The sequence below is a fragment of the Dyadobacter frigoris genome, from assembly GCF_005280585.1.
Classification (GTDB): domain Bacteria; phylum Bacteroidota; class Bacteroidia; order Cytophagales; family Spirosomataceae; genus Dyadobacter; species Dyadobacter frigoris.
In genome coordinates, this window is the sequence record NZ_SZVO01000002.1 from 186,974 (window position 1) to 209,760 (window position 22,787).

The window sequence follows — 22,787 nt, forward strand, 5'->3', positions numbered from 1 at the left end:
CAAAACTCCTTGGGCTTTAGCCATTGCTTTTCGGCGCAAACACCGAACCCAAGGTTTCAACCTTGGGCACCTCGAAGGCTCAGAACTTTTTAGGCTTTAGCCATTGCTTTAAATCGGCTTTCAAAATGACATTTCTTAACACACACCTAACATACCCATTCTCAAAATACATTACTTTCGCTGATGCTAACCACAACTTGGATTGGTAGAAAATACAGCATCAAGTCTTGTATTAAAAGTTAAAAAATATTAAAATGAAAAAAAATATTCTGGCATTTGCCGTTTCGTTATTTTGCCTGATTTCGGTTGAAGGTATGTCTCAAAATAAAACAAGAGTAATCGCGCATCGTGGCGCCTGGAAAAATACAGGCGCAACAGAAAATTCAATTGCGGCACTGGAAAATGCGATAAAGCTGGGTTGTTATGGAAGCGAATTTGATGTACATATGTCAACAGATTCTGTTCTTTTTGTCAACCATGATCACACGATTCAGGGAACTGATATCGAAAAAGCAACTTCTCAGGAATTATCGCAAATTAAATTGGGTAACGGAGAAACACTTCCAACACTAGAATCATACCTGAAAACTGGTGGAAAACAGAAAAACACGCGATTAATTCTCGAAATTAAAACATCTTCCATCAATAAGGAACGTTCACTTGCTTTGACAACGAAATGTGTTGAAATGGTAAAAAAGTTGAACGTTGAAAAAATTACAGATTACATAGCTTTCGATTTTGATGTGTGCCTAAAAGTAAAACAACTGGCTCCGAAAGCGCATGTAGAGTATTTGAACGGGGATAAAACACCGGCAGAAATTCTTGCAGCGGGTTTGTCAGGAATTGATTATCACTATTCCGTTTACAAAAAGAATGAGAATTATATCGAAGAAATGCACAAGGAAAAGTTAACAACCAACGCCTGGACTGTTAACGACAAATCCACGATGCAATGGTTCATTGACAAAAAAGTTGATTTTATTACCACTAATGAACCAGAGCAATTGTTTGAATTGCTGAAATAATATTTTTTCAGAGAACCAAAAAATAGCTGCAAAATCATGATGATATCGCAGCTATTTTTTGTTATTCAATATTCCAACAAATTACAAATTCATTCCACCTGATGCTTCAATACGCTGCGCGTTGATCCAACCGGCTTCTTTCGAACAAAGGAATGCAACAACACCACCGATATCTTCCGGCTCACCAACTCTTCCAAGTGCGGTTAAAGAATTCATATAAGCTTCCAGCCCTTCATGAGAAAAAGCTCGTTTTGTAAAATCGGTACGGATAATACCCGGTGCAACTACGTTGGCTGTAATTCCACGATGGCCTAGTTCCTTCGCCAGATAACGGGTGAAGACCTCGATAGCACCTTTTATAGAACCGTAAGCAGCATAACCCGGTGTAGCAAATCGCGCCAGTCCGCTTGATAAATTTACAATTCGTCCGCCATCTGCCAGGAATGGCAATGCTTTTTGCGTAAGGAAATAAACGCCTTTAAAATGAACATTTACTAACTCATCAAAATCTTCTTCCGTCGTATCGGCGAAAGAAGAAGAGCGGTCGATGCCCGCGTTATTGATAAGAAAATCGAAAGTATCACGGCCCCATTTTTCTTTTAGTAAAGATGAAATGGTTTCAAAAAATCCTTTGAACGCTTTCGTATCCGCTACATCCAACTGAACAGCTGCCGCTGCTCTTCCTAATTTCTCAATTTCAGAAACTACTTCATTCGCTTCATTTTCATTGGTACGGTAAACGATGATAACGTCGTTTCCCTTTTGCGCCAGCGTTAGCGCCATATTTTTTCCCAAACCACGGCTTCCGCCTGTTACAAGAGCAATTTTATTTGTCGGTTCCATCTTTTTTATTTTTTACATTTTGATAGAACAAAGGTAAAGTACCTCAACCAACCCTACCTTGCATATTTCAAATCAGGAATTACAAAATTCAAACCCAGGCCCTAAATGACTTTGGCGTAAGGCTCGTATGTTTCTTGAACAAATTATTAAAATGGGCTGGTTCTTCAAATCCCAGACTGTATGCGATCTCTGAAATATTCCAATCCGTGTGTCTTAACAAAATTTTGGCTTCCTGGATAATCCTTTCCAAAATAAGTCCGGTAGTGGTTTTTCCGGTCATTTCTTTCAGGACTTTATTAAGATAGTTGACATGGATTGATAACTGACCTGCATAATCTTTGGCAGATCTTAATTTCAATTTCTGGTGAGGCGGTTCAACCGGAAACTGTCTTTCAAGCAATTCCATAAAAAGCGAAGAAACCCGGCGAAATGCATTTGTTTCCATATTCAGCGCAGAAACAGGTTGTAATTTTTGTCCGGTATGAATCAATTCCATGACATAATTCCTGATCAGATCGTATTTATAAGTATAGTCAGATTCCAGCTCGCGAAGCATCTTACTGAAAATCAACTTCACTTCATCCATCTGCTCATCGGTAAGAAAAAAAATTGGATTTCCACCTGGCTGAAAAACCGGCATATCCGGAATTACAATTCCAGTGTTGCTTTGGACAAAAAAATCCTCGGAAAAAATACAGAATATCCCTGTCTGATTATCGTCCAGCGAATGATAGTTGTAGGGAATTTGTGGCGTAGCGAACAGCAGCGCATTCTTTTCAATCTCAATTACTTTATCCGCATACTCCGCCCGGTTTCGACCGATGATTAAACTTATCTTGTAATAAGCTCTTCGGTTATAAGGCATTCTGGTTTGTTTCGCGCCGAAAATCTCTTCGGTTTTAAACACATTGAAGTGACCGATTTCCTTCTGTATCCTTTCCGGAATAAGGAGAGAGGCTTCTTTGTAAAAATCCTGTAAGTTCGTAAGTTCTGGCATAAACCAAAATTACGAAATTCAAATCTCTAACAAAATAGAAATCGTTTTCTCAAAGAAATTCGGGCAGCGAGCTTATTAATGTTTGTTATACTTTTCAATAGCATTTTCTAAATTTTCAATCCTGCTTTCTGAAACCGGATGCCGGTTAAGAAAGCCCGTTGCATTGAGTTCTTTCGATTTCTCGTTTAGCTTTTTCAAAATTTCAGGTAACGCTTTTGGTTTAAATCCTCCGCCAATCAGATATTTCAAAGCCAGTTCATCAGCTTCCTTTTCTACTCCTTTATCAAAAGTTAATTTCAGGATATCTGCAATGTAGTTGGAGATTTGGTCAGGCTTGTATTCATTAAATGAATTTGTTGAATCTCTAAATTCTTCCAAAATATTAAATCCGGATAATTTTTCGGTAGTATGTCGCCCTATCACGTGTCCAATTTCATGACTGAAAATGGCAGCAATTTCGCTATCCGTTTTCAATAATTTCAGTATTCCTTTTGTAATAAAAACCTGACCACCTGGAAATGAAAATGTATTAACAATTTGTGAATCAGCGAGCACGTGAAAGTCGAATTGGTAAGGCGATTTACTAACCTGTCTTACTGCGACGAGCTTTTGACCAATGACTTTTACTCTGTTTTGTGTATCAGTATCAGAATAAAGTCCGCCAAATCTGGCTGCCATATCCGGGGCGCATTCGAGTCCTAATGCAATTTCTTGTTCAATCGTCAGGTTAATGTTTTGCTTTTTACCAGTTACAGGATTGACTTGTGTTTTTCGAAAAAAGAGAAAAAAGGAAATGATAAACACAATGATAATCAAGGTGAAACCTATCGCATATTTTCGGAACCGATTGATTATCATATGGCGTCTTTTTTAATGCGACGTACGGTTACAAATTTGTTTAAATTTGGTAAAACCGAATTTGTTTAATTGGATAAAAATCGATTCATTTTCCGTGGATTAAAATCCACGGCTACAATGTCGGCCTTGCCTACGGCAATTTGAAGTGATCGAAAATTAAGAAATCCTGTGCTGCCACACAGGATTTCTTAATTTCGTATTAGAGTTTTTAACCAATTTTTGCTGTTTGCAATTGTCCGTTGGTTTCCTGCCAGGCGCGAATTACCTGGGTTAATTGTTTGTATTCAATCAAAAATCCATCATGACCATACAAGGAATCAATTTCCTGAAATACAGCGTCAGGAATGTGACGGGCTAAAAATTGCTGTTCGGAAATTGGAAAAAGCAAATCTGATTTTATACCTAAAACAAGTGTTTTAGCTTTAACTAAACCAAGCGCGTGCACAATACCTCCACGGTTTCTTCCGACGTTATGCGAATCCATAATTTTGGAAAGTGTCCAGTAAGAATAGGCATTAAACCTTTTGACAAATTTATCGCCCTGATATTGCTGGTAAGATGATGCCCGAAAATCATCGATTTGGTCCGGATTATCACGAGCCTGTGTAAAATTATATGTATCGTAATTCCGGTAAGAGAGTAACGCCATCGAACGCGCGGCGCGCATACCCATTTTTCCGGAATCTTCATGGTCTTCGTTCCAGGTTTGATCTGCCTCAATCGCCATTCTTTGCGATTCATTGAAAGCTACGCCCCATGGAGAATGCAGCGCATTGGATGCAATTAGAATCAGTTCCTCAAAAAGATCAGGCACCTCAACAGACCATTCCAGTGCTTGTTGTCCACCTAATGAACCTCCAATGCAAAGTTTAATTTTTTGTATGTTAAGCTCCTGACGAAGAATTTCCAGCGTCCCAACCACGTCTTTCACCGTAATCGTAGGAAAATCCCGAAAATATGGTTTTTGTGTTTTTGGATTGATCGACAAAGGTCCGGTAGAACCATAAGCTGACCCAAGCACATTGACGCAAATGATAAAATCCCTTTCTGAATTGATGTATTTGCCGTCACCAACCAAACCGTCCCACCATTCGGCAGCATCAGAATTGCCGGTTAAGGCATGACAAATCCATACAATGTTATCATCTTCCAAATTTCTGGTACCGTATGTTGAGTACGACAATTCAAAACCTGGTAGTTCACGTCCCAATTCCAAAGGATAGGCATAGGGATATCTAAAAATCTTGTGTTCCGCTTGCATACGTGCCAAAGCACTAAGTTTAAATACTAAAACTATTTAAAATCAGGAAGTTATATCAAACTCCCTGACCGTGTTATTACTTCGCAGCTTCAAAAGCCTGCTGAAGGTCTGCTTTTATGTCGTTAATATGTTCAATCCCGACGGACAGCCTCAACAATCCCGGAGCAACACCGGCATGTTCCTGTTCTGTTTCTGAAAGCTGAGAATGGGTCGTACTGGCCGGATGAATGATCAGCGTTTTTGAATCACCAACGTTAGCCAGATGACTTGTCAGTTTTACTGAATTCACGAAAGTATCCGCCGCTTCTTTTCCTGCTTTCAATTTGAAAGAAAGAACAGACCCCGCACCTCTGCTCAAATATTTTTCTGCCAGGGCTTTATATTTGTTACTTGCAAGACCAGGATAATTTACAAATTCAACATCCGGATGCGCTTCCAGCCATGTTGCCAAAGCCAGTGCATTTTCACTCGCACGTTCCACGCGAAGTGTAAGCGTTTCCAGTCCTTGTAATAATAAAAAGGAATTAAACGGACTTTGAGACGGGCCCCAGTCACGAAGTCCTTCAACACGTGCACGGATGATAAACTGGATATTTCCGAAAGGTCCGTTTTTACCAAAAACATCATTCAAAACCAGTCCGTGATAACTTGGTGAAGGCTCGGTAAATTGTGGGTATTTTCCATTGCCCCAGTCAAAAGTGCCCGCATCGACGATCACACCACCCATGGTTGTACCATGTCCGCCGATCCATTTCGTAGCAGATTCAACAATAATATGTGCTCCCCATTTAATCGGCTGGCAAATAGCACCGGCAGCGCCAAAAGTATTGTCCACAATAATCGGCAGATCGTATTTTGTCGCCAAAGCAGAAAAAGCGTCAAAATCCGGAATGCTGTAACTTGGGTTACCAATCGTTTCCAGATAAATGGCTTTTGTTTTATCGTCAATCAGTTTTTCAAAACTTGAAATATCGTCTCCGTCTGCAAAACGCGCTTCAACACCGATATTTTTGAAGGAATTTTTAAACTGGTTAAAACTTCCACCATACAAAAAGGAAGTGGAAACGAAATTATCGCCTACTGTGGTAATGTTATTTATAGCCAAAAACTGCGCAGCGTGCCCCGAAGCAACACCCAAAGCAGCAACTCCGCCTTCCAGAGCAGCCAGTCTTTTTTCAAAAACATCCGTCGTCGGATTCATGATCCGGGTATAGATATTACCAAATTCTTTCAATGCAAACAGATTTGCACCATGTTCAGAGTTGTTGAAAGTGTAAGAGGTTGTCTGGTAAATAGGCACAGCACGGGCATTTGTCACCGGATCCGGTTCCTGACCTGCGTGTAACTGAAGTGTTTCAAATTGATAAGCTGTGTTTGACATAACTGTTTGTACGGTTTATTTGTGCAGCAAATATTTAGAAAATACAAAATTCAGTATAAATCGACAGCGTTCCGGTGGTAAAACAGCATACGAAAATAGCGTTGAAAAGCTTGTGCTAATCAAAACCAGATACGAGGATAAAGCCCTCCGGCTTGCGGAAAAAGTTATTAAGTTCATGCGCGTTTGATTTTATATCTCCTAAAACAGCTTAGGTAGGAATTAGCACCTTTCTCCGACGCAGGAGTAGGTTGCCAGAGGTTCGTAGAGCCTATTCTCTCGCCTCTTCTTTATAAATCAACCGCTAAAAGTGAAGCAAATTGACTTGATGGTGCAATAATAAGCCGGGAAGGCGGGAAAAGCAAATATCGTTATCAAATTTTAGTTAAATGCTTACTTAGATAATTGTTCAACATTCTGATTTTTACTCTTTTTCACCATTCTTTTATTTTCTCCTTCCAGCCTTCCTCCCTTTGTTCTATATTTGTGTAAAGTATCTTTTTATGGCAATGCACTATCGTTTCGACAAAGAAAAATCTTCCCGCAAACCGGGGATTACTCCGCTTAAAGAGGCGATTGATATGATGATTGACCGTTATAAGCTCAGAAGCCGGTTTGATCAGTCTTATGTCGTTGCGCATTGGGATAAAATCATGGGATCTGCCATTGCTTCCCGGACAAAAAGTATCTATATTAAAGACCGTATCCTCTTTCTTCAAATCGAATCTGCTCCGTTAAGAAGCGAGCTTATTCGTGCAAAATCTAAAATTATCGAATTGATCAATCGGGAAATGAAATCTAACCTCGTGGAAGATGTTGTTTTTATCTAATCAAAATTGATCTGACCGATACCTAATTCCGAAAAAATCAACCACCAACTGCATACCAGAACTGCACACTTAGTACTATGCCCACTATACAAATCCCCCCTTTTTTACAACCAGGTGATAAAATAGGGATTGTTGCACCTGCCAGCGCGGTTCGCTATGAAGATCTGCTACCGGGAATCAGCTTATTTCGCGATGAATGGAAATTAAAAGTGGTCGAAGGAAAAACCTTAAAATCTTCCTATAATCAATTTTCAGCAACAGATGAAGACCGGCTTGCAGATTTACAGGCAATGTTGGATGACCCCTCGATCAAAGCTATTATTGCTGCCCGCGGCGGTTATGGCTGTTCAAGAATCATTGACCGGCTGGATTTTACGGATTTTATAAAATCTCCAAAATGGATTGTCGGATTTAGTGACCTGACCGCTATTCTTTCCCAGTTATATAATTTGGGATACGCCAGCGTTCACGCACCCATGGCGAAATCCATCACTTTGGAAGGTGCAGAAAAAGCGGCAGAATCTTTAAGATCGATTTTATTTGGTGAGCTTCCGGGCTATTCCGTTGAACCGAATCCTTTAAATAGAACCGGTAGCGCGGTAGCCGAAATTGTAGGTGGAAATCTTTGTATACTGGCACACCAGATTGGGTCAAATACGCAAATTGATACTGAAGGAAAAATACTTTTCATTGAAGATCTCAACGAATTTTTATACAATCTGGACCGCATGATGATTCAGATGAAACGAGCCGGAAAACTCAGTCACCTGGCCGGTCTGATCGTTGGACAATTTACTGATATGCGTGATAACTCAAATCCACCTTATGGAAAAACGGCMTACGAGATCATTCATGAACATGTTGCTGAGTACGACTACCCGCTTACGTTCAATTTTCCCGTCGGGCATGTAGCGGATAACCGGGCGATTGGCGTTGGTATGAATGCTTATCTGGATGTAAATAAAGAAGGTGTGGAACTCCACTTTTTATCGTCCGCCCCTACCATTATATAAAGCTGTATTTTAGCATGGATACATTTCAAAATAAAGTTGTCTGGATTACCGGCGCGTCTTCCGGAATCGGAGAAGCAATCGCCATGGCTTTCGCAAAAGAAGGTGCCAAACTGGTTTTGACTGCAAGAAGAAAAGAAGAACTTGAAAGAGTAAAAACTGCCACAGGTTTGCCCGATTCGTCAGTACTGATTCTCCCTTTTGACGTTACCGAATTTGACAAAGCAGAAGGTGCTGCTGCTGAAATTATTGCCAAATTCCAGAGGATCGATATTATGGTCCACAATGCCGGAATCAGCCAGCGCTCCTATATTAAAGATACGGATCTGGATGTCTACAGAAAATTGATGGATGTCAATTTTTACAGTACGGTAGCCATTACGAAAGCGATCTTACCTTACATGATCAAACAGCAAAGCGGACATTTTATCGTGATCAGCAGCGTTGCCGGAAAAATCGGAACGATTATGAGATCGGGATATAATGCTTCAAAACATGCTTTACAAGGTTTCTACGATTCTTTACGTGCAGAATCATATAACGACAATATCAAGGTGACAACGATTTGTCCAGGTTACATCCGCACGAATATTTCCGTTAATGCAATCAATGAAAAAGGTGGAAAGTTCGGAAAAATGGATTCCAATCAGGAAAAAGGAATCGCACCCGAAGAATGCGCGAGACAGATTTTGAATGCTGTAAAAAAGGATAAAAAGGAAATTTATATCGGAGGATTGAAAGAGGTAGCGGCGATTTATGTGAAGCGTTTTTTACCGAATTTGCTGTTTGATCAAGTAAGAAAAAACATACCCGAGTAATGGTTAATTATTAAGGGTTAATGCCGGACCAAACACACTCTAAAAACGAGGGAAAATATTGTGAAGGACAAAAGCGTTGCTTTTGCAATTCGGATTGTCTCTCAGTTTTAAATAAATGCTATATTAACTAAAATGGATATGGATCCGAGTTTCCGGAACTACGATTAACATAAAATTCTCCATCAGTTACTTCAAAAGTTTCCTTTGCGGGTCTGCCAGCATCTGATTCTATGTTTCCAGAAAATACACCTTTAATGGTAGAATCACTCAGCTCTGTCACTTCGATTGAAGCATTTAAATATGACACCTCCTCTCGATATATCTTTGGATTTTCAGAAATCGTATGAGTCAAGGCAAACCATACTTCAGGAGTTGGGGGAAATTCGTGTTTAAGGACCCACAATCCCTTTGTAACCGGCGTGAAATTCCTTATAACCAGCAAAAAAGTAGGGGTATTCGCAATTGAATCAGTGCCACGAACTGCCAGTTTATATCCATAAATAGTGTTTCCGTCTTTACCAAAAAAATAACTAACATGTTGCTTTTCGCTACCATGTTCCATACGATATTTTTTCCCGTCTACTGAAAAACTTATATAAGTCTTGGTAGACTCTTCCGGGTCAAGACGCTCGTTTTTTCTACACCCAGACAATAGAAGAACAAGTGCCGCAAATGCTAGTGTTTTTATTTCCATAGAAGTAAAATAAATGGTTGTACCTTGAAAAGATACAACCATTTGAAATATAATATTAAACCTAGCTAGTTAACCCGACTATTTATTGCAAGGCACAACATGAGCAGAATTCGTCACCTATGAAAGAGGTCCGAATTAAGTATCACAAAATTCCGAACCAGCCATCATTAACAATTATTTCTTAGTTTTTTTCTCCATATAGTCCACAGTCAGTCTGCTCAAAGACCTCACGCCTAGCAACATCCCACTATCATCAATAAAAAAGTCAGGCGTGTGATGCGCTGATGCAGTTAATGGATCTTTTCCAACAGGCATTCCGCCTAAAAAGAAGAAGAATCCTGGTACTTTCTGTTGAAAAAAGGAGAAATCTTCTGCTCCTGACGCAGCCGGAACCAGTTTTACATTATCCTTTCCAGCAACATCCTTTAAAGTACCAACCATTTCTTCCGTCAAAGGAATATCATTGTAAGTAACCGGATACAGAATTCCGATGTTCACATCCGCTTTCGCCCCTGCACTTTCGGCAATATTTGTGGCAATTTCTGTGATACGTTTATGAACTTTTACGTGCATATCCTCATCAAAAGTCCGGATCGTACCGATCATTTTAACTTGTTCAGGAATAATATTCTGACGAATACCACCATTGATTGCGCCGATTGTCACAACAGCAGGTGCTTTTGTGAGATCAAGATTTCGGCTCACGATTGTTTGCAAACCCATTACAATTTGAGCAGACGTAACAATCGGATCCACACCTGACCATGGATAAGCGCCGTGCGTTTGTTTTCCTTTTACATCAATACTGAAAAAGTCAACCGCAGCCATGGTCGCTCCTGGTTTGTATCCAATTTTACCAACTTCGGTTTGCGAGTTAATATGCAGACCGAAAATTGCATCCACTTTTGGATTTTCCAGTACACCTTCCTTGATCATCAATTTAGCACCACCTTCTTCCCCTTCCGGAGCACCCTCTTCCGCTGGTTGGAAAATAAACTTAACAGTACCTTTCAAATCGCCTTTCATGGAAGACAAAACTTCGGCCACACCCATCAAAATTGATATGTGTGTATCATGTCCGCAAGCGTGCATGACACCAACTTTTTGTCCGTTATAATCTGTTGTAACCGTAGATTTAAAAGGAACATCTACTCTTTCAGTAACCGGCAAACCATCCATATCCGCACGTAAAGCAACAACCGGACCTGGTTTTCCACCTTTCAGCAAACCTACAACGCCGGTATGGCCGACGCCCGTCTGCACTTCAATGCCCAGACTTTTTAAATGTGCAGCAATTTTTTCAGCCGTTTTAAATTCCCGGTTTCCAAGTTCAGGATTCTGATGAAAGTCCCGGCGCCATTCAATGATTTTCGGTTCAATCGATTTCGATTTCTGATCAATTTTAGTACTGAGCGGGGACTGGGAAAAAGAAGAAAATCCAGCAAAAGTTAAGCTGGTAAGTAGTAAAAGCCTGCGCATAATAAGAGTGACGTTTATAAATTAGGTAGAAATAATTCTTTACTCATACAAAGTAATCAGAAATAATGATTTTTCCATTTTGGTTAAATTCCGAAAACGTTGCCCGATAAAGCTTCTATATAACCATCGGTCACACTTTATAGATTTTCAGCAAGAACACAGCACCTTTTCCTCCGAAAGCGAAATTCACGCAAACCGAATAGAATTCGGATACTTCAAAGAAGATTCCACTTTAAAGAGCTAAGAACCAAATCTTATTTTGCAGAAAACGTTCTTATCCGTTGAAATAAATAAACTAAATATTATTTTTGTAATTATTGTTATATTCATCAATCACAAATCTTAATCGTTACAGTATGAGGAAGTTTCTATTATCACTATTGGGTATTTCACTGCTGCTCAGCCATCAGCTCTATGCCCAGGATGTCAATGTAACCGGGAAGGTTACAGCAGACGATGGCTCAACATTGCCGGGAGTAAATATTGCTGTAAGATCAACAACAAATGGCACAACAACCGACGTTCAGGGCAATTATTCGATACAAGTAAGCCAGGGCGCTACGTTAATATTCAGTTTTATAGGTTTTGCTTCAAAAGAAGTAATTGTCGGCAGCCAGTCGGTTGTTAACATAACACTTGTCGCAGGCCCCAACCAGCTTAGCGAAGTAGTTGTAACTGCTTTGGGTGCAGTGCGGGAAAAACGGTCGCTGGGATATGCAGTTTCTGATCTGAACGGTGATCAGCTCGCCAAATCTGGAGAATCCAATATTGTACAAAGCCTTGCAGGTAAAACTGCCGGTGTTATTGTAACAGGTTCATCAGGTTTACCGGGCGCTTCCAGTAAAATTGTTTTGCGTGGCCCGGCTACCTTTACTGGTGAACAGCAGCCGCTTATTGTCGTTGACGGCGTTCCTATCAATAATGAAACTGTTACTTCTTCTGCCGGAGATTATCCATTTAATGCCAATTTGGGGGGTGTAAATAATTCCAACCGTGCGCTTGACATCAATCCTGATGATATTGAATCCGTAACGATTTTGAAAGGACCAGCTGCCTCTGCATTGTATGGTGCCCGAGCAGGAAATGGTGCTATTCTTTATACAACCAAAAGAGGAAAAAAACAGAAAGGAATTGGCGTTACGCTTAATTACCGTCTCGAACTTTCGGAGGTTAACAAACTGCCTGATCTGCAAAAAGAATATGCACAGGGAACAGGTGGAAAATACTTAACAGCAGATCCCGGACCGGATTTAAGACACGGCACTGACGACGACGTCTCTTTGGGAACAGCAAGCAGCTGGGGACCAAAAATCTCATCCGATCCGTCTCTGAAATATTATGACAACCCGGGAAACTTCTTTAAAACAGCCGTTTCTCATAATACCAACGTAACACTTTCAGGTGGAAATGATAAATCTTCTTTCCGCCTTTCTCTGGGAAATCTGACTCAGAACGGCATTATTCCAAATACGGATTATAAGAGAAATTCAGTTCGTTTGACAGCGGATAGTTATCTGACAGACAATTTCAAAGTAGGTGGAACGGTCAGTTATATCAATTCCGGAGGTATTAAATCCCAAAACGGAAGTAATGTAGCGGGTACTATGCTAAGTCTTTTACGGACACCGGCTTCTTTTGATTTGCGGGAATATAAATATGCAAACGGTTACAACCGGACTTATTTCTCCGCTTATGATAACCCGCTCTTTTCTGCACATGAAAATCCGTTCAAAGACGAGATTAACCGTGTTTTAGGAAATATTTATTTGAATTATCACCTCAACAAATTTTTCGATGTAACCTACAAGCTGGGTGTTGATTCCTATTCTGACCGTCGCCAGCAAATTTATGCTATCAGTTCAAATGGCGATGATAATTCGGTAGGTTATGGCCAGGTTAATTTTGATAACGTTACCAGTCGTGATATTTACGGGGATTTGATATTTCGCGGAGAAGTAAAACCATCCGGCAAATTCGGAATTAATTATACCGTCGGCCACAACATTACATCTGCCAATTTTACTGACAACTTCCAGAGAGGCCGGAACCTGACCGTTCAGAACTTCTACAATCTTGGAAATGCTTCTGAACTGTACGCATCTAATAATACACAGCGCAAATACACTACAGCAGTATTCGGTCAGCTGGATTTTGATTATGCAAGCCAGATCTACGTTTCCCTTACCGGAAGAAATGAATGGTCTTCAACTTTTGGAAAAAGTAAAAATAATTTCTTCTACCCCTCGGCCAACGTTTCCTGGGTTTTTAGTGAATTGTTCAATTCCGATATCTTCACTTTTGGGAAACTTCGCTATGCTTATTCCGAAGCAGGCATTTCGCCAACTGCTTACCGGAATAAAACATTCTTTGGAAAACCATCTTTCACCGACGGATTTACCAACGGACTGAGTTTCCCATACAACGGTGTAAACGGTTATTCCTATTACAATCAGATTGTTGGAAATACCAATCTTAAACCGGAACGTGTTATTGGCAATGAAGTTGGGTTGAACATGAAATTTCTGAAACAACGTTTCGATGTTGACCTTACCGTTTACAATCAGAAAACAGAGGATATTTTACTGGATAGACCAACGGCTCCGGCATCTGGTTTTACAGCAGAATATACGAATTCAGGCCAGTTGCGAAATCGTGGTGTGGAAGTTATGATTTCTGCCAACGCGATTAAAACTCAGAATTTCAGCTGGGATATCAGTTTGAACTGGTCCAAAAATGTGAGCAAAGTTTTGAAACTGGCGGAAGGTGTACAGGAATTAAGTCTTGAAAGTGCATTTACCGGAATTGGCGGCTACGCAATCGTTGGTGAGCCATTGGGCGTTCTTTATGGAACAAAATGGCAGCGGAATGATAAAGGAGATTTGATCATTGGCTCAAACGGAATTCCATTACAGGAAGCCGCACAAGGAAATATCGGAAATCCTTATCCAAAATGGCTTAGCAATTTACGTAACACATTTACATATAAAGGTGTAAGCCTGACCGCACTTATTGATGTAAGACATGGCGGAGCAATCTGGAACGGTACTTATGCACGTTTGAACCGCATCGGGCGGACGCAGGAATCCGCAGATCGTGAAAGGACTTATGTAATTCCGGGTGTTACAGCTTCCGGTGAAGCCAATACAAAGGAAATTACTGCATTAAGTTATTTCAGCAGCTACGTAGGTGACGGCGGCGCGGCAGCAGAACAATTTGTTGAAAATGTTAACTGGTTCCGTTTGCGTGAAGTTGGTTTGAGCTATCGTTTCAAGTTTAAGAAATATGTCAATTATGTTGATGTTTCTTTCACAAGCCGCAATCTGTACCTGAATACGAATTACAAAGGTGTGGATCCGGAAACCAGTTTAACGGGTGCAGGCTCCAACTTGCAAGGGTTTGATTACTTCAATAATCCTGGTAGCAAATCATACATTTTCGGCGTAAACATCGGATTTTAATTTCCACAAAGCATCGTAATCATTATGAAAAAGATATTATTTACCTTTCTTGCCCTGACCGTTGCAGCAACATCGTGCAAGGATAAATTTGACGAATACGGAGTGAATCCGAATGATCCGGAAACCGTAACGGCGGCTTCGCTGCTTACCGGCGCGGAAGTTTCAACTTTTGCAGCTTATGGCGGACAACTGGGCCGCGTTACGAGTATGCTGGTGCAGCAAACTGCGGGTACTTCGGAAGGATCTCAGACACAGGCTTTTGCAAATTACACTATCACAGAAGCTGATGTAGTTAACGAATGGGCCAATTTGTATAATGGTTCATTAAATAACACCCTCACACTGATCAATGACTACGGCGCAGAGAATCCTTATTATGCAGGAATGGCCAAAGTGATCACAGCCCTGAACCTTGGTGTCGCTACGGATCTTTGGGGTGATGTTCCTTACACGGAAGCCATTAAGGCGCTTTCAGGAAATTTCAATCCAAAATATGATAAACAGGAAGATGTAATCAAGAGTATCCAGACATTGCTCGATGAGGCAATCACGGCACTTAGTACTGCAAAAACGGCCAATAAATTCATTCCGGGTTCAGACGATCTGATTTTTGGAGGTAATACAAAAAACTGGATTAACGCCGCCTATATTATCAAAGCCCGTTATGCAAACCGTCTGAGCCAGAGCGATCCTTCCGGAAGTGCCGCCAAAGCGCTGGAATATCTTGCCAAAGTGGATTCTTCTGCCAGCGACATGAATGCGATGTTTTTCAATACCGGAAATACCTATAACCAGTGGTATGACTACTATAACAACCGTACGAATTATCTGAAAATGGGTAAATTCTTTATTGACTTTATGGCTACTACCAAAGATCCGCGTCTGCCATTTTTTGCTACGCTTGATGAAGACGGCAATTATTCAGGTACGCCGGTGGACGATCAGGACCAGACCACAACTTCTGACCCCGGACCAGGTATTGCGTCTGCTGATTCTCCTATCGCGCTGGCTACCTATACTGAGGCTAAATTTATTGCAGCAGAAGCGCAGTTAAGATTAGGTAAGGCGGCAGAAGCTGCGGCGGCTTATAATATCGCCGTTACAGCTTCGGTTAAACGCGTAACGGGAAGTGCTATTTCCGCAGATTTCGCAAAAACAACAGCGTCTGAAACAGCGTCATCGCTAACTTTGGAAAAACTGATCACCCAGAAATATGTTGCGCTTTTCACACAGATCGAGCCCTATAACGATTTCAGAAGAACAGGTTTCCCAAAACTTACAGCGAATCAGAATTCATCAAAACAGCAAATTCCTGTACGTCTGCCGACCTCACAGGATGAGCGTGTAAACAATCCGAATGCTACTGTGGTTGATGATATTTATACGCCGGTTTGGTGGGATAAATAATATTTAGCACGAATAAAAAAAAGGAAGAGCTGCCGGGAATTAACCCGGCAGCTCTTCCTTTTTTTATTGATAAGTAACCTCATTTTATTTTAAGTACATTAAAGCAAACAATTATAATTCAAATTACTTTTATTACATTAAAGTAATATTTCTCCAAATATAATTTCGAAAAACCCAGTCCTTCTTATTGATTTTGTAAGCTTAACCGATTATAAGAAGAACAAATTATACCATTAAACGTAGATTATAGAAGTTTAATGATTTTGTTAAAATTAAATTAAAAATTGGCAACGTTTACAAGCATTTTTTGGACAATTCGCAATGTTGCACCCCTCTTCTTGATTTACGTATCTTCTTTACCGTTCTAAAAAATAGGGCTTTTTCATTTAACAATATGGTAATAATCCTATTCTGTTACAGTGTAGGGTGACTAAAAATACAATTGCAATTTTCGCATTTAATACTGGATAATTACCAATTTTTATAACATTATTTTATGAAATTGGGCATAGCACCAAAGTAAATTTTGAATAATTGCAAAAATACCTTGTAATGGTTAAAACAATAATTACTTTTGCAACATTAAATTTTCTTAATAAAACCTAACATAATTATTCTAAGTATGAGGAAGACTCTATTATCGTTATTGGGATGCTTGTTGCTCTTGGGCATGCAAGCGTACGCCCAAGATCGCTCTCTGACTGGAAAGGTCGTTGCTGAAGACGGCTCAACCCTGCCTGGTGTAAATATTTCTGTTAAGGGTACCAACAGGGGATCAACCACAGACGCTAAAGGAGAATATTCGATTGCAGTTTCACAAGGTTCCACACTTGTTTTCAGTTTTATTGGATTTCAATCTTTGGAAGCAAATGTTGGTTCACAATCCGTATTAAACATTACCCTTAAGAATGATGTGAGCCAACTTCAGGAAGTTGTAGTAACAGCACAGGGTATTGAAAGAAAACGTAACGAGCTTGTTTATGCAGCTCAGGGTGTTACAGCGGAGCAAATCACGCAGTCACGTAACCCTAACGTTATGAATGCTCTTGCTGGTAAGGTTGCTGGTATGGATATTAAATCTTCAAATGCAATGGGAGGTTCTACCAACGTTGTAATTCGTGGTTTTAAATCGATGACAGGTAACAACCAGGCTCTTTGGGTAATCGACGGAGTTCCTGTTTCAAATGCAAACAATAACTCTACTGCTCAACAGAACGGTCAGGCAGGTGCTGACTACGGTAACGCCGCACAAGATATCAACCCTGACAACATCGCTTCTATTAACGTATTAAAAGGTGCTGCTGCTTCTGCACTTTACGGATCACGTGCTGCGAATGGTGTGATCATGATCACTACCAAAAAAGGAAAGAAAAACAGTTTTGATGTAACCGTTAACAGTGGTGTTACATGGGGTAAAATCGACAAAACTACTTTTGCTAAATATCAAAATGAATATGGTGGAGGTTACGGTGGAGACAAACTTTCTACTGGCGCTGTTAACCCTGCAAGATTTTACACAGGTAATTTAGGTGCAGGAACGGGCCCAATCGCACGTTTTGATGATGATGCTTCCTTTGGAGCTAAATTTGATCCAAGCCTTATGGTTTACCAGTGGGATGCACACGATCCATTTTCTCCAAATTATCAGAAAATGAGACCATGGGTTGCGGCTTCTAACGGTCCTGCTAAGTTTTTCGAAACAGCTGTTACTTCAAACCAAAGCATTAACATCAGCGGTGGTGGAGAAAAAAGCACTTTCAAAGTTGGCTTTACAAGAAATGACGAAAAAGGTGTATTACCAAACAGTACTTTAAAGAAAAACCTTTTCAACTTTGGTGGATCTTATGATTTGACTTCAAAATTAGTTGCCAGTGCAGCAGTTAACTTTAGCCAGATTACAGGTATGGGTCGTTACGGAACTGGTTACAGTGGTAAAAACCCTAACCAGGCTTTCCGACAGTGGACTCAAACAAATGTTGACCTTCTTGAACAGAAAGAAGCATATTTCCGCAACTCACAAAACGTAACCTGGAACTGGAACAATCCTACAAAACCAACAGGTCCTATTTACGCTGATAATGCTTATTTCAACCGTTATCAAAACTATAATAATGATAATCGTACGCACATCCAAGGTAATGTTGCAATGACATACAAAATTGCTGACTGGGTTGATGTAATGGGCCGTTATTCATACGATGGTACGCAGGATTTGCAGGAAGAACGTACAGCTATTGGTAGCTCAGGAACTTCTGCTTATTCAAGATATGACCGTTCTTTCTACGAAACAAACCTTGACTTTTTGGCTAATTTCCGTAAATCAATTACGAAAGACCTTAGCTTCACAGGAGCCTTGGGTTCAAACATGAGAAGATCAAAAATGTCTTCTATCCGTGCTGCTACCAATGGTGGTCTTGTAGTTCCAAAACTTTATTCTTTGTCAAACTCTATTAGTGCTATTCAGGCACCAGAAGAAATTGTTCAGAAAATCGGTGTGGATGGTATTTTTGCCAATGCTGCATTTGACTACAAAAGCTTGATCAACCTTGAACTTGCTGCAAGACAAGATAAATCGACTACGCTTCCAAAATCGAACAATACGTATTTCTATCCATCGGTTGGTGCTAACTTTAACTTCTCAAACCTAAGCTTCCTTAAAACAAGCACTTGGTTGTCAGCTGGTAAGATCCGTGCTAACTATGCGGAAGTTGGTAATGATGCTCCTCCTTTGAGTATTTACGACGTATATGACAAGCCGACTGGTATTGGTTCTGTACCTTATTTCTCTCTTCCAAACACAAAAAACAACGCTGCGCTTAAATCTGAAAGATCTAAAAGTTATGAAGTTGGTTTAGAAGCTTCTTTCCTTCAGGATCGTATCGGTTTCGATTTGACACTTTACAAAACAAACACGCTTGATCAAATCATCCCGGTAACAATTTCATCTGCAACAGGTTACACTGCAAGATATGTTAACTCAGGAGAGATACAGAACAAAGGTGTTGAAATCTCTGCTTTCATAACACCGATCCAGACTTCGAATTTCTCATGGAAAATGAACGTTAACTTTACAAGAAACCGTAACGAAGTTTTAAGTCTTTATGGAGATGTAACAAACGTACAGATTAACTCTTTCCAAGGTGGTGTTACAATTAATGCTGCTCTTAAAGTGGATGAAAATAATAAGCCAACAGGCGGAGGATATCCTTACGGTGTAATCAGAGGTACAGATTTTAGCTATACTGCTGACGGACAAAAAATTGTAGGCACGAACGGTGTTTACAAACCAACTTCGGCTTCCAACAAGATTATTGGTAATCCAAATCCGGATTGGCTAGGTGGTGTTTCTAACACATTGAGATACAAATCTCTTGCGCTTAGCTTCCTTGTTGACGTGCGTAAAGGTGGCGACATCTGGTCACTCGATCAGTGGTACGGAGAAGGAACTGGTCTTTATCCTGTAACGGCCGGTTTGAACGAACTTGGAAATCCTAAAAGAGATCCTGTTTCACAAGGTGGTGGTGTATTGTTCCCAGGTGTACAAGCTGATGGAACTCCAAACACAGTAAGAGCTCAAAACATCGATGGTAACGGTGCAACTGCTTATGGTTACGCTGCTAACGGTCCTCGTGCCGCTTATATCTATGATGGTAGTTATGTAAAATTGAGAGAAGCTTCTATTAACTATTCACTTCCTAGTGGTATCGTTTCCAAACTGCGTGCGTTCAAAGAAATCAACGTTGCCCTTATCGGCCGTAACCTTTGGATCATTCACAAAAACATGAAATATTCAGATCCTGAAGATGGGCTGAGCTCAGGTACAAATAATGGAGCAGGTGGATACCAAAGTGGTGCTTATTCAGCTGTTAGAAGTTATGGTTTCAATGTTAAATTCCGTTTCTAAGAAATAAATATGAAAAAATTATCAATTCTTGTTGCGTCCATCTTTATGTTAACTGCTTGTGTTGACAGTCTGGACGACTACAATGTGGATACAAAGAAAGCTACGGCTGTTCCTGAGGTAACTTTGTTTTCCAATGCATTAAAAGGGCTGATCGACGATGTTACGACACCTAGTGTGAACACAAACAATTTCAGGTTATATGTTCAGCAATGGTCAACGACTCAGTATCTGGACGAACCTCGTTATAATTTAACTGCACGTACAATTCCCCAGTCTTTCTGGCAGGCAATTTACCGTGACGTAATTGCGGATATTAAAGAATCAAGACGTATTTTGAACTTAAATACCCTTGTTTCAGCTGAATCAAAAGCAAACCAGTTGGCACAATTGGAAATTACTGAGGTTTATGCATGGTCAATCCTTGTTAATACTTTTGGTAATATTCCTTACACTCAGGCAATGGATCCAACCAATCCGCTACCTGTATATGACGATGCAAAAACTGTTTATTATAGTCTATTAGACAGACTAGATGCTTCTCTTGTAACGATCAATTCAACTGGAACTGGTTTCGGTGCTGGTGACCTGATCTACAAAGGAGATATGACTAAATGGAAAAAGTTTGGTAACTCCCTTAAATTGAAATTAGCTCTTGTTATCGCTGATAGTGACGCAACAAAAGCAAAAGCACTTGCTGCTGCTGCTGCGCCAAACGTTTTTACTTCCAATGCTGACAAAGCTGCTTTTGCTTATGTAAGTACGCCTCCGAATTATAATCCGGTAGCTCAAAACCTGAACATCTTGTTCTCAAGCCGTCAGGATTATGTAATTTCTTCTGTTTTCGCTGATAAGCTTAATACGTTGAAAGATCCAAGAAGACCTGTTTACTTTACTCCAACAGCTCCTGACACTTACGTAGGTGGTGCTTACGGATTTCTTAACAGTTATTCTGATTTCTCTCACCCAGGGACTAAAATCATTGATCCAACTTTGGAAGGTTTGTTCATGGACTACAGTGAAGTTGAATTTGATTTAGCGGAAGCTGTTGAAAGAGGATTTATCACTGGAAGTGCGGAAGCTCACTACAATGCAGCGATTACTGCATCTATCACATATTGGGCTAGTCAAGGCAGCTTGACAACAGGTCCTGCTGATGCCGCTGCATATCTTGCTCAGCCAGCAGTTGCTTATACAACAGCAACAGGTGACTGGAAACAAAAAATCGGTACTCAGAAATGGATTGCTCTTTATAACAGAGGATACGAAGCATGGGTTGAATGGAGAAGATTGGATTTCCCAAAATTGTCTCCTCCAACAGGTGGAAATGCTCCTGCTGGTTTAGCTATTCCTCTTAGAATTATCTATCCGATCAACGAACAAACGCTTAACCCAGGAAGCTGGTCGGCCGCCGGAACGGCGATCGGCGGTGACCTTCCTTCTACCAAATTGTGGTGGGATAAATTATAATCGAAAGCATATCTTACAATAATTGAAACGGGCAAAATTAAATTTTGCCCGTTTTTTTATATATTTGAACCCTATACTTTCTAATAAAATCGCATGGAATTCTTAAAAAGTCAGCGCCTTAACAATCTCAAATATGAAATTCGTGGGGCTACTTATGAAAAAGCACTGGAGCTGGAAAGCCTTGGCTTCAAAATTCATAATCTGAACATTGGGAATCCCGCGCCATTCGGTTTCGATTCTCCTGATGAAATTGTGCACGATATCATTATGAATATCCGTAATGCGCAAGGGTATTCTGATTCACGCGGGTTATTTTCAGCACGCAAAGCGGTCATGCATTATACCCAGACCATCGGAATTCAGGATGTTGAAATCAATGATATTTTTATTGGAAACGGGGTTAGTGAACTGATTCTGCTTTCGATGCAGGCGCTGCTGAATCCCGGTGACGAAATTCTCGTTCCTTCTCCTGATTATCCGTTATGGACAGCTGCAATCGCTTTGAGCGGCGGCAAACCTGTGCATTATGTATGTGATGAAGAAGCCGACTGGAATCCGGATCTGGAAGATATGGAAAGTAAAATCACTTCCCGTACCAAAGGAATTGTACTCATCAATCCAAACAATCCTACCGGCGCAGTGTATGAAAAAGATGTGCTGATGCGCATCGCTAAAATGGCAGAAGAACATAAGCTCATTATTTTTTCTGATGAGATTTATGACAAAATATTATATGACGGAGCCGTTCATTATCCAATGGGAACCATGGTCAATGACACGCTTTGTGTTTCCTACGGCGGACTTTCCAAAAATTACCGGTCGGCAGGTTTCCGTGGCGGCTGGATGATTTTGAGCGGGGCCAAGCAAAAAGCGAAATCCTATGTTGAAGGATTATTGCTTTTGGCAAGCATGCGTCTTTGCGCCAATGTTCCTACGCAGTATGCGATCCAAACTGCACTCGGCGGCTATCAAAGTATAAAGGAACTTGTAGTCCCAACCGGAAGATTACACAAACAGATGAATCTGATTTATGACAGACTGGTGGCTATTCCAGGAATTACCTGCGTAAAACCAAAAGGTTCTTTATATGTTTTTCCAAAAATCGATCTTAAAAAATTCGGTCTGGAAAATGATGAAAAATTCGTGTACGATCTCCTAAGTGAACAAAAAGTTCTGGTAGTAGCCGGTACAGGTTTCAATTATATTACTGATGACCATTTCAGGATCGTTTTCCTCCCAACGCTGGATGAATTAAACCAGGCAATGGATAAACTGGAATATTTCCTTGAAACAAGACGTGTATTATCAACACGGACAGTGGAAGAAGTAATAGGAAATTAGGCTTTCGGCACTCGGCT

16 protein-coding genes and 1 riboswitch are annotated in these 22,787 nt (G+C 40.4%); of the genes, 9 read left to right on the top strand and 7 right to left on the bottom strand.

The annotated features are described in order from the left end of the window. The first annotated feature begins 254 nt into the window (after positions 1–254). Positions 255–1,025, top strand: a complete 771-nt coding sequence (locus FDK13_RS04575; RefSeq protein ID WP_137338812.1) for a glycerophosphodiester phosphodiesterase — start codon at positions 255–257, stop codon at positions 1,023–1,025. 81 nt (positions 1,026–1,106) lie between these two features. Here FDK13_RS04575 and FDK13_RS04580 read toward each other — a convergent pair whose 3' ends face one another. The 5 genes from FDK13_RS04580 to FDK13_RS04600 form a co-directional block, all read right to left on the bottom strand. After that, positions 1,107–1,868, bottom strand: a complete 762-nt coding sequence (locus FDK13_RS04580; protein WP_137338813.1) for an SDR family NAD(P)-dependent oxidoreductase — start codon at positions 1,866–1,868, stop codon at positions 1,107–1,109. 88 nt (positions 1,869–1,956) lie between these two features. Beyond that, the gene (locus tag FDK13_RS04585) at positions 1,957–2,865 is read right to left on the bottom strand and encodes a helix-turn-helix domain-containing protein (protein ID WP_137338814.1); all 909 of its coding nucleotides are present in this window, start codon (positions 2,863–2,865) and stop codon (positions 1,957–1,959) included. Positions 2,866–2,940: 75 nt separating this feature from the next. After that, entirely contained in the window at positions 2,941–3,723 is a 783-nt protein-coding gene (locus FDK13_RS04590) for a M48 family metalloprotease (protein ID WP_137338815.1), read from the bottom strand. 208 nt (positions 3,724–3,931) lie between these two features. Continuing rightward, complete coding sequence (locus tag FDK13_RS04595; RefSeq protein WP_137339277.1) at positions 3,932–4,984, bottom strand: homoserine O-acetyltransferase family protein; 1,053 nt, start codon at positions 4,982–4,984, stop codon at positions 3,932–3,934. Between the two features lie 76 nt (positions 4,985–5,060). Then, a complete protein-coding gene (locus FDK13_RS04600) occupies positions 5,061–6,365 on the bottom strand; it encodes an O-acetylhomoserine aminocarboxypropyltransferase/cysteine synthase family protein (RefSeq protein ID WP_137338816.1) in 1,305 nt (434 codons plus the stop codon). Between the two features lie 186 nt (positions 6,366–6,551). Beyond that, positions 6,552–6,661: riboswitch (SAM riboswitch) on the bottom strand. A 204-nt stretch (positions 6,662–6,865) separates the two neighbouring features. On the opposite strand from FDK13_RS04600, the gene FDK13_RS04605 reads away from it, so the two are divergent. From FDK13_RS04605 to FDK13_RS04615, 3 genes are all read left to right on the top strand, one after another. Continuing rightward, complete coding sequence (locus FDK13_RS04605; RefSeq protein WP_229215902.1) at positions 6,866–7,192, top strand: DciA family protein; 327 nt, start codon at positions 6,866–6,868, stop codon at positions 7,190–7,192. Positions 7,193–7,269: 77 nt separating this feature from the next. Continuing rightward, complete coding sequence (locus tag FDK13_RS04610) at positions 7,270–8,205, top strand: S66 peptidase family protein (RefSeq protein WP_137338817.1); 936 nt, start codon at positions 7,270–7,272, stop codon at positions 8,203–8,205. Positions 8,206–8,219: 14 nt separating this feature from the next. Continuing rightward, entirely contained in the window at positions 8,220–9,020 is an 801-nt protein-coding gene (locus tag FDK13_RS04615; protein WP_137338818.1) for an SDR family oxidoreductase, read from the top strand. A 127-nt stretch (positions 9,021–9,147) separates the two neighbouring features. On the opposite strand, the gene FDK13_RS04620 is transcribed toward FDK13_RS04615, so the two are convergent. Both FDK13_RS04620 and FDK13_RS04625 read right to left on the bottom strand, forming a co-directional pair. Continuing rightward, positions 9,148–9,714: a hypothetical protein gene (locus FDK13_RS04620; protein WP_137338819.1), complete on the bottom strand. Its 567-nt coding sequence runs from the start codon at positions 9,712–9,714 to the stop codon at positions 9,148–9,150. Positions 9,715–9,888: 174 nt separating this feature from the next. Then, the gene (locus FDK13_RS04625; RefSeq protein ID WP_137338820.1) at positions 9,889–11,193 is read right to left on the bottom strand and encodes an amidohydrolase; all 1,305 of its coding nucleotides are present in this window, start codon (positions 11,191–11,193) and stop codon (positions 9,889–9,891) included. Positions 11,194–11,549: 356 nt separating this feature from the next. Here FDK13_RS04625 and FDK13_RS04630 point away from each other — a divergent pair, with 356 nt between their 5' ends. From FDK13_RS04630 to FDK13_RS04650, 5 genes are all read left to right on the top strand, one after another. Continuing rightward, positions 11,550–14,651 carry a SusC/RagA family TonB-linked outer membrane protein gene (locus FDK13_RS04630; protein ID WP_137338821.1) on the top strand — a complete coding sequence of 1,034 codons (3,102 nt, stop codon included), beginning with the start codon at positions 11,550–11,552 and terminating at the stop codon, positions 14,649–14,651. Between the two features lie 24 nt (positions 14,652–14,675). Further along, positions 14,676–16,058, top strand: coding sequence for a SusD/RagB family nutrient-binding outer membrane lipoprotein (locus FDK13_RS04635; RefSeq protein WP_137338822.1), 1,383 nt, complete (start codon positions 14,676–14,678; stop codon positions 16,056–16,058). 670 nt (positions 16,059–16,728) lie between these two features. After that, positions 16,729–19,962: a SusC/RagA family TonB-linked outer membrane protein gene (locus tag FDK13_RS04640; RefSeq protein ID WP_229215903.1), complete on the top strand. Its 3,234-nt coding sequence runs from the start codon at positions 16,729–16,731 to the stop codon at positions 19,960–19,962. Between the two features lie 9 nt (positions 19,963–19,971). Next, entirely contained in the window at positions 19,972–21,429 is a 1,458-nt protein-coding gene (locus tag FDK13_RS04645; protein WP_137338824.1) for a SusD/RagB family nutrient-binding outer membrane lipoprotein, read from the top strand. A 93-nt stretch (positions 21,430–21,522) separates the two neighbouring features. Then, positions 21,523–22,770, top strand: a complete 1,248-nt coding sequence (locus tag FDK13_RS04650; protein WP_137338825.1) for a pyridoxal phosphate-dependent aminotransferase — start codon at positions 21,523–21,525, stop codon at positions 22,768–22,770. Positions 22,771–22,787: the final 17 nt, after the last annotated feature.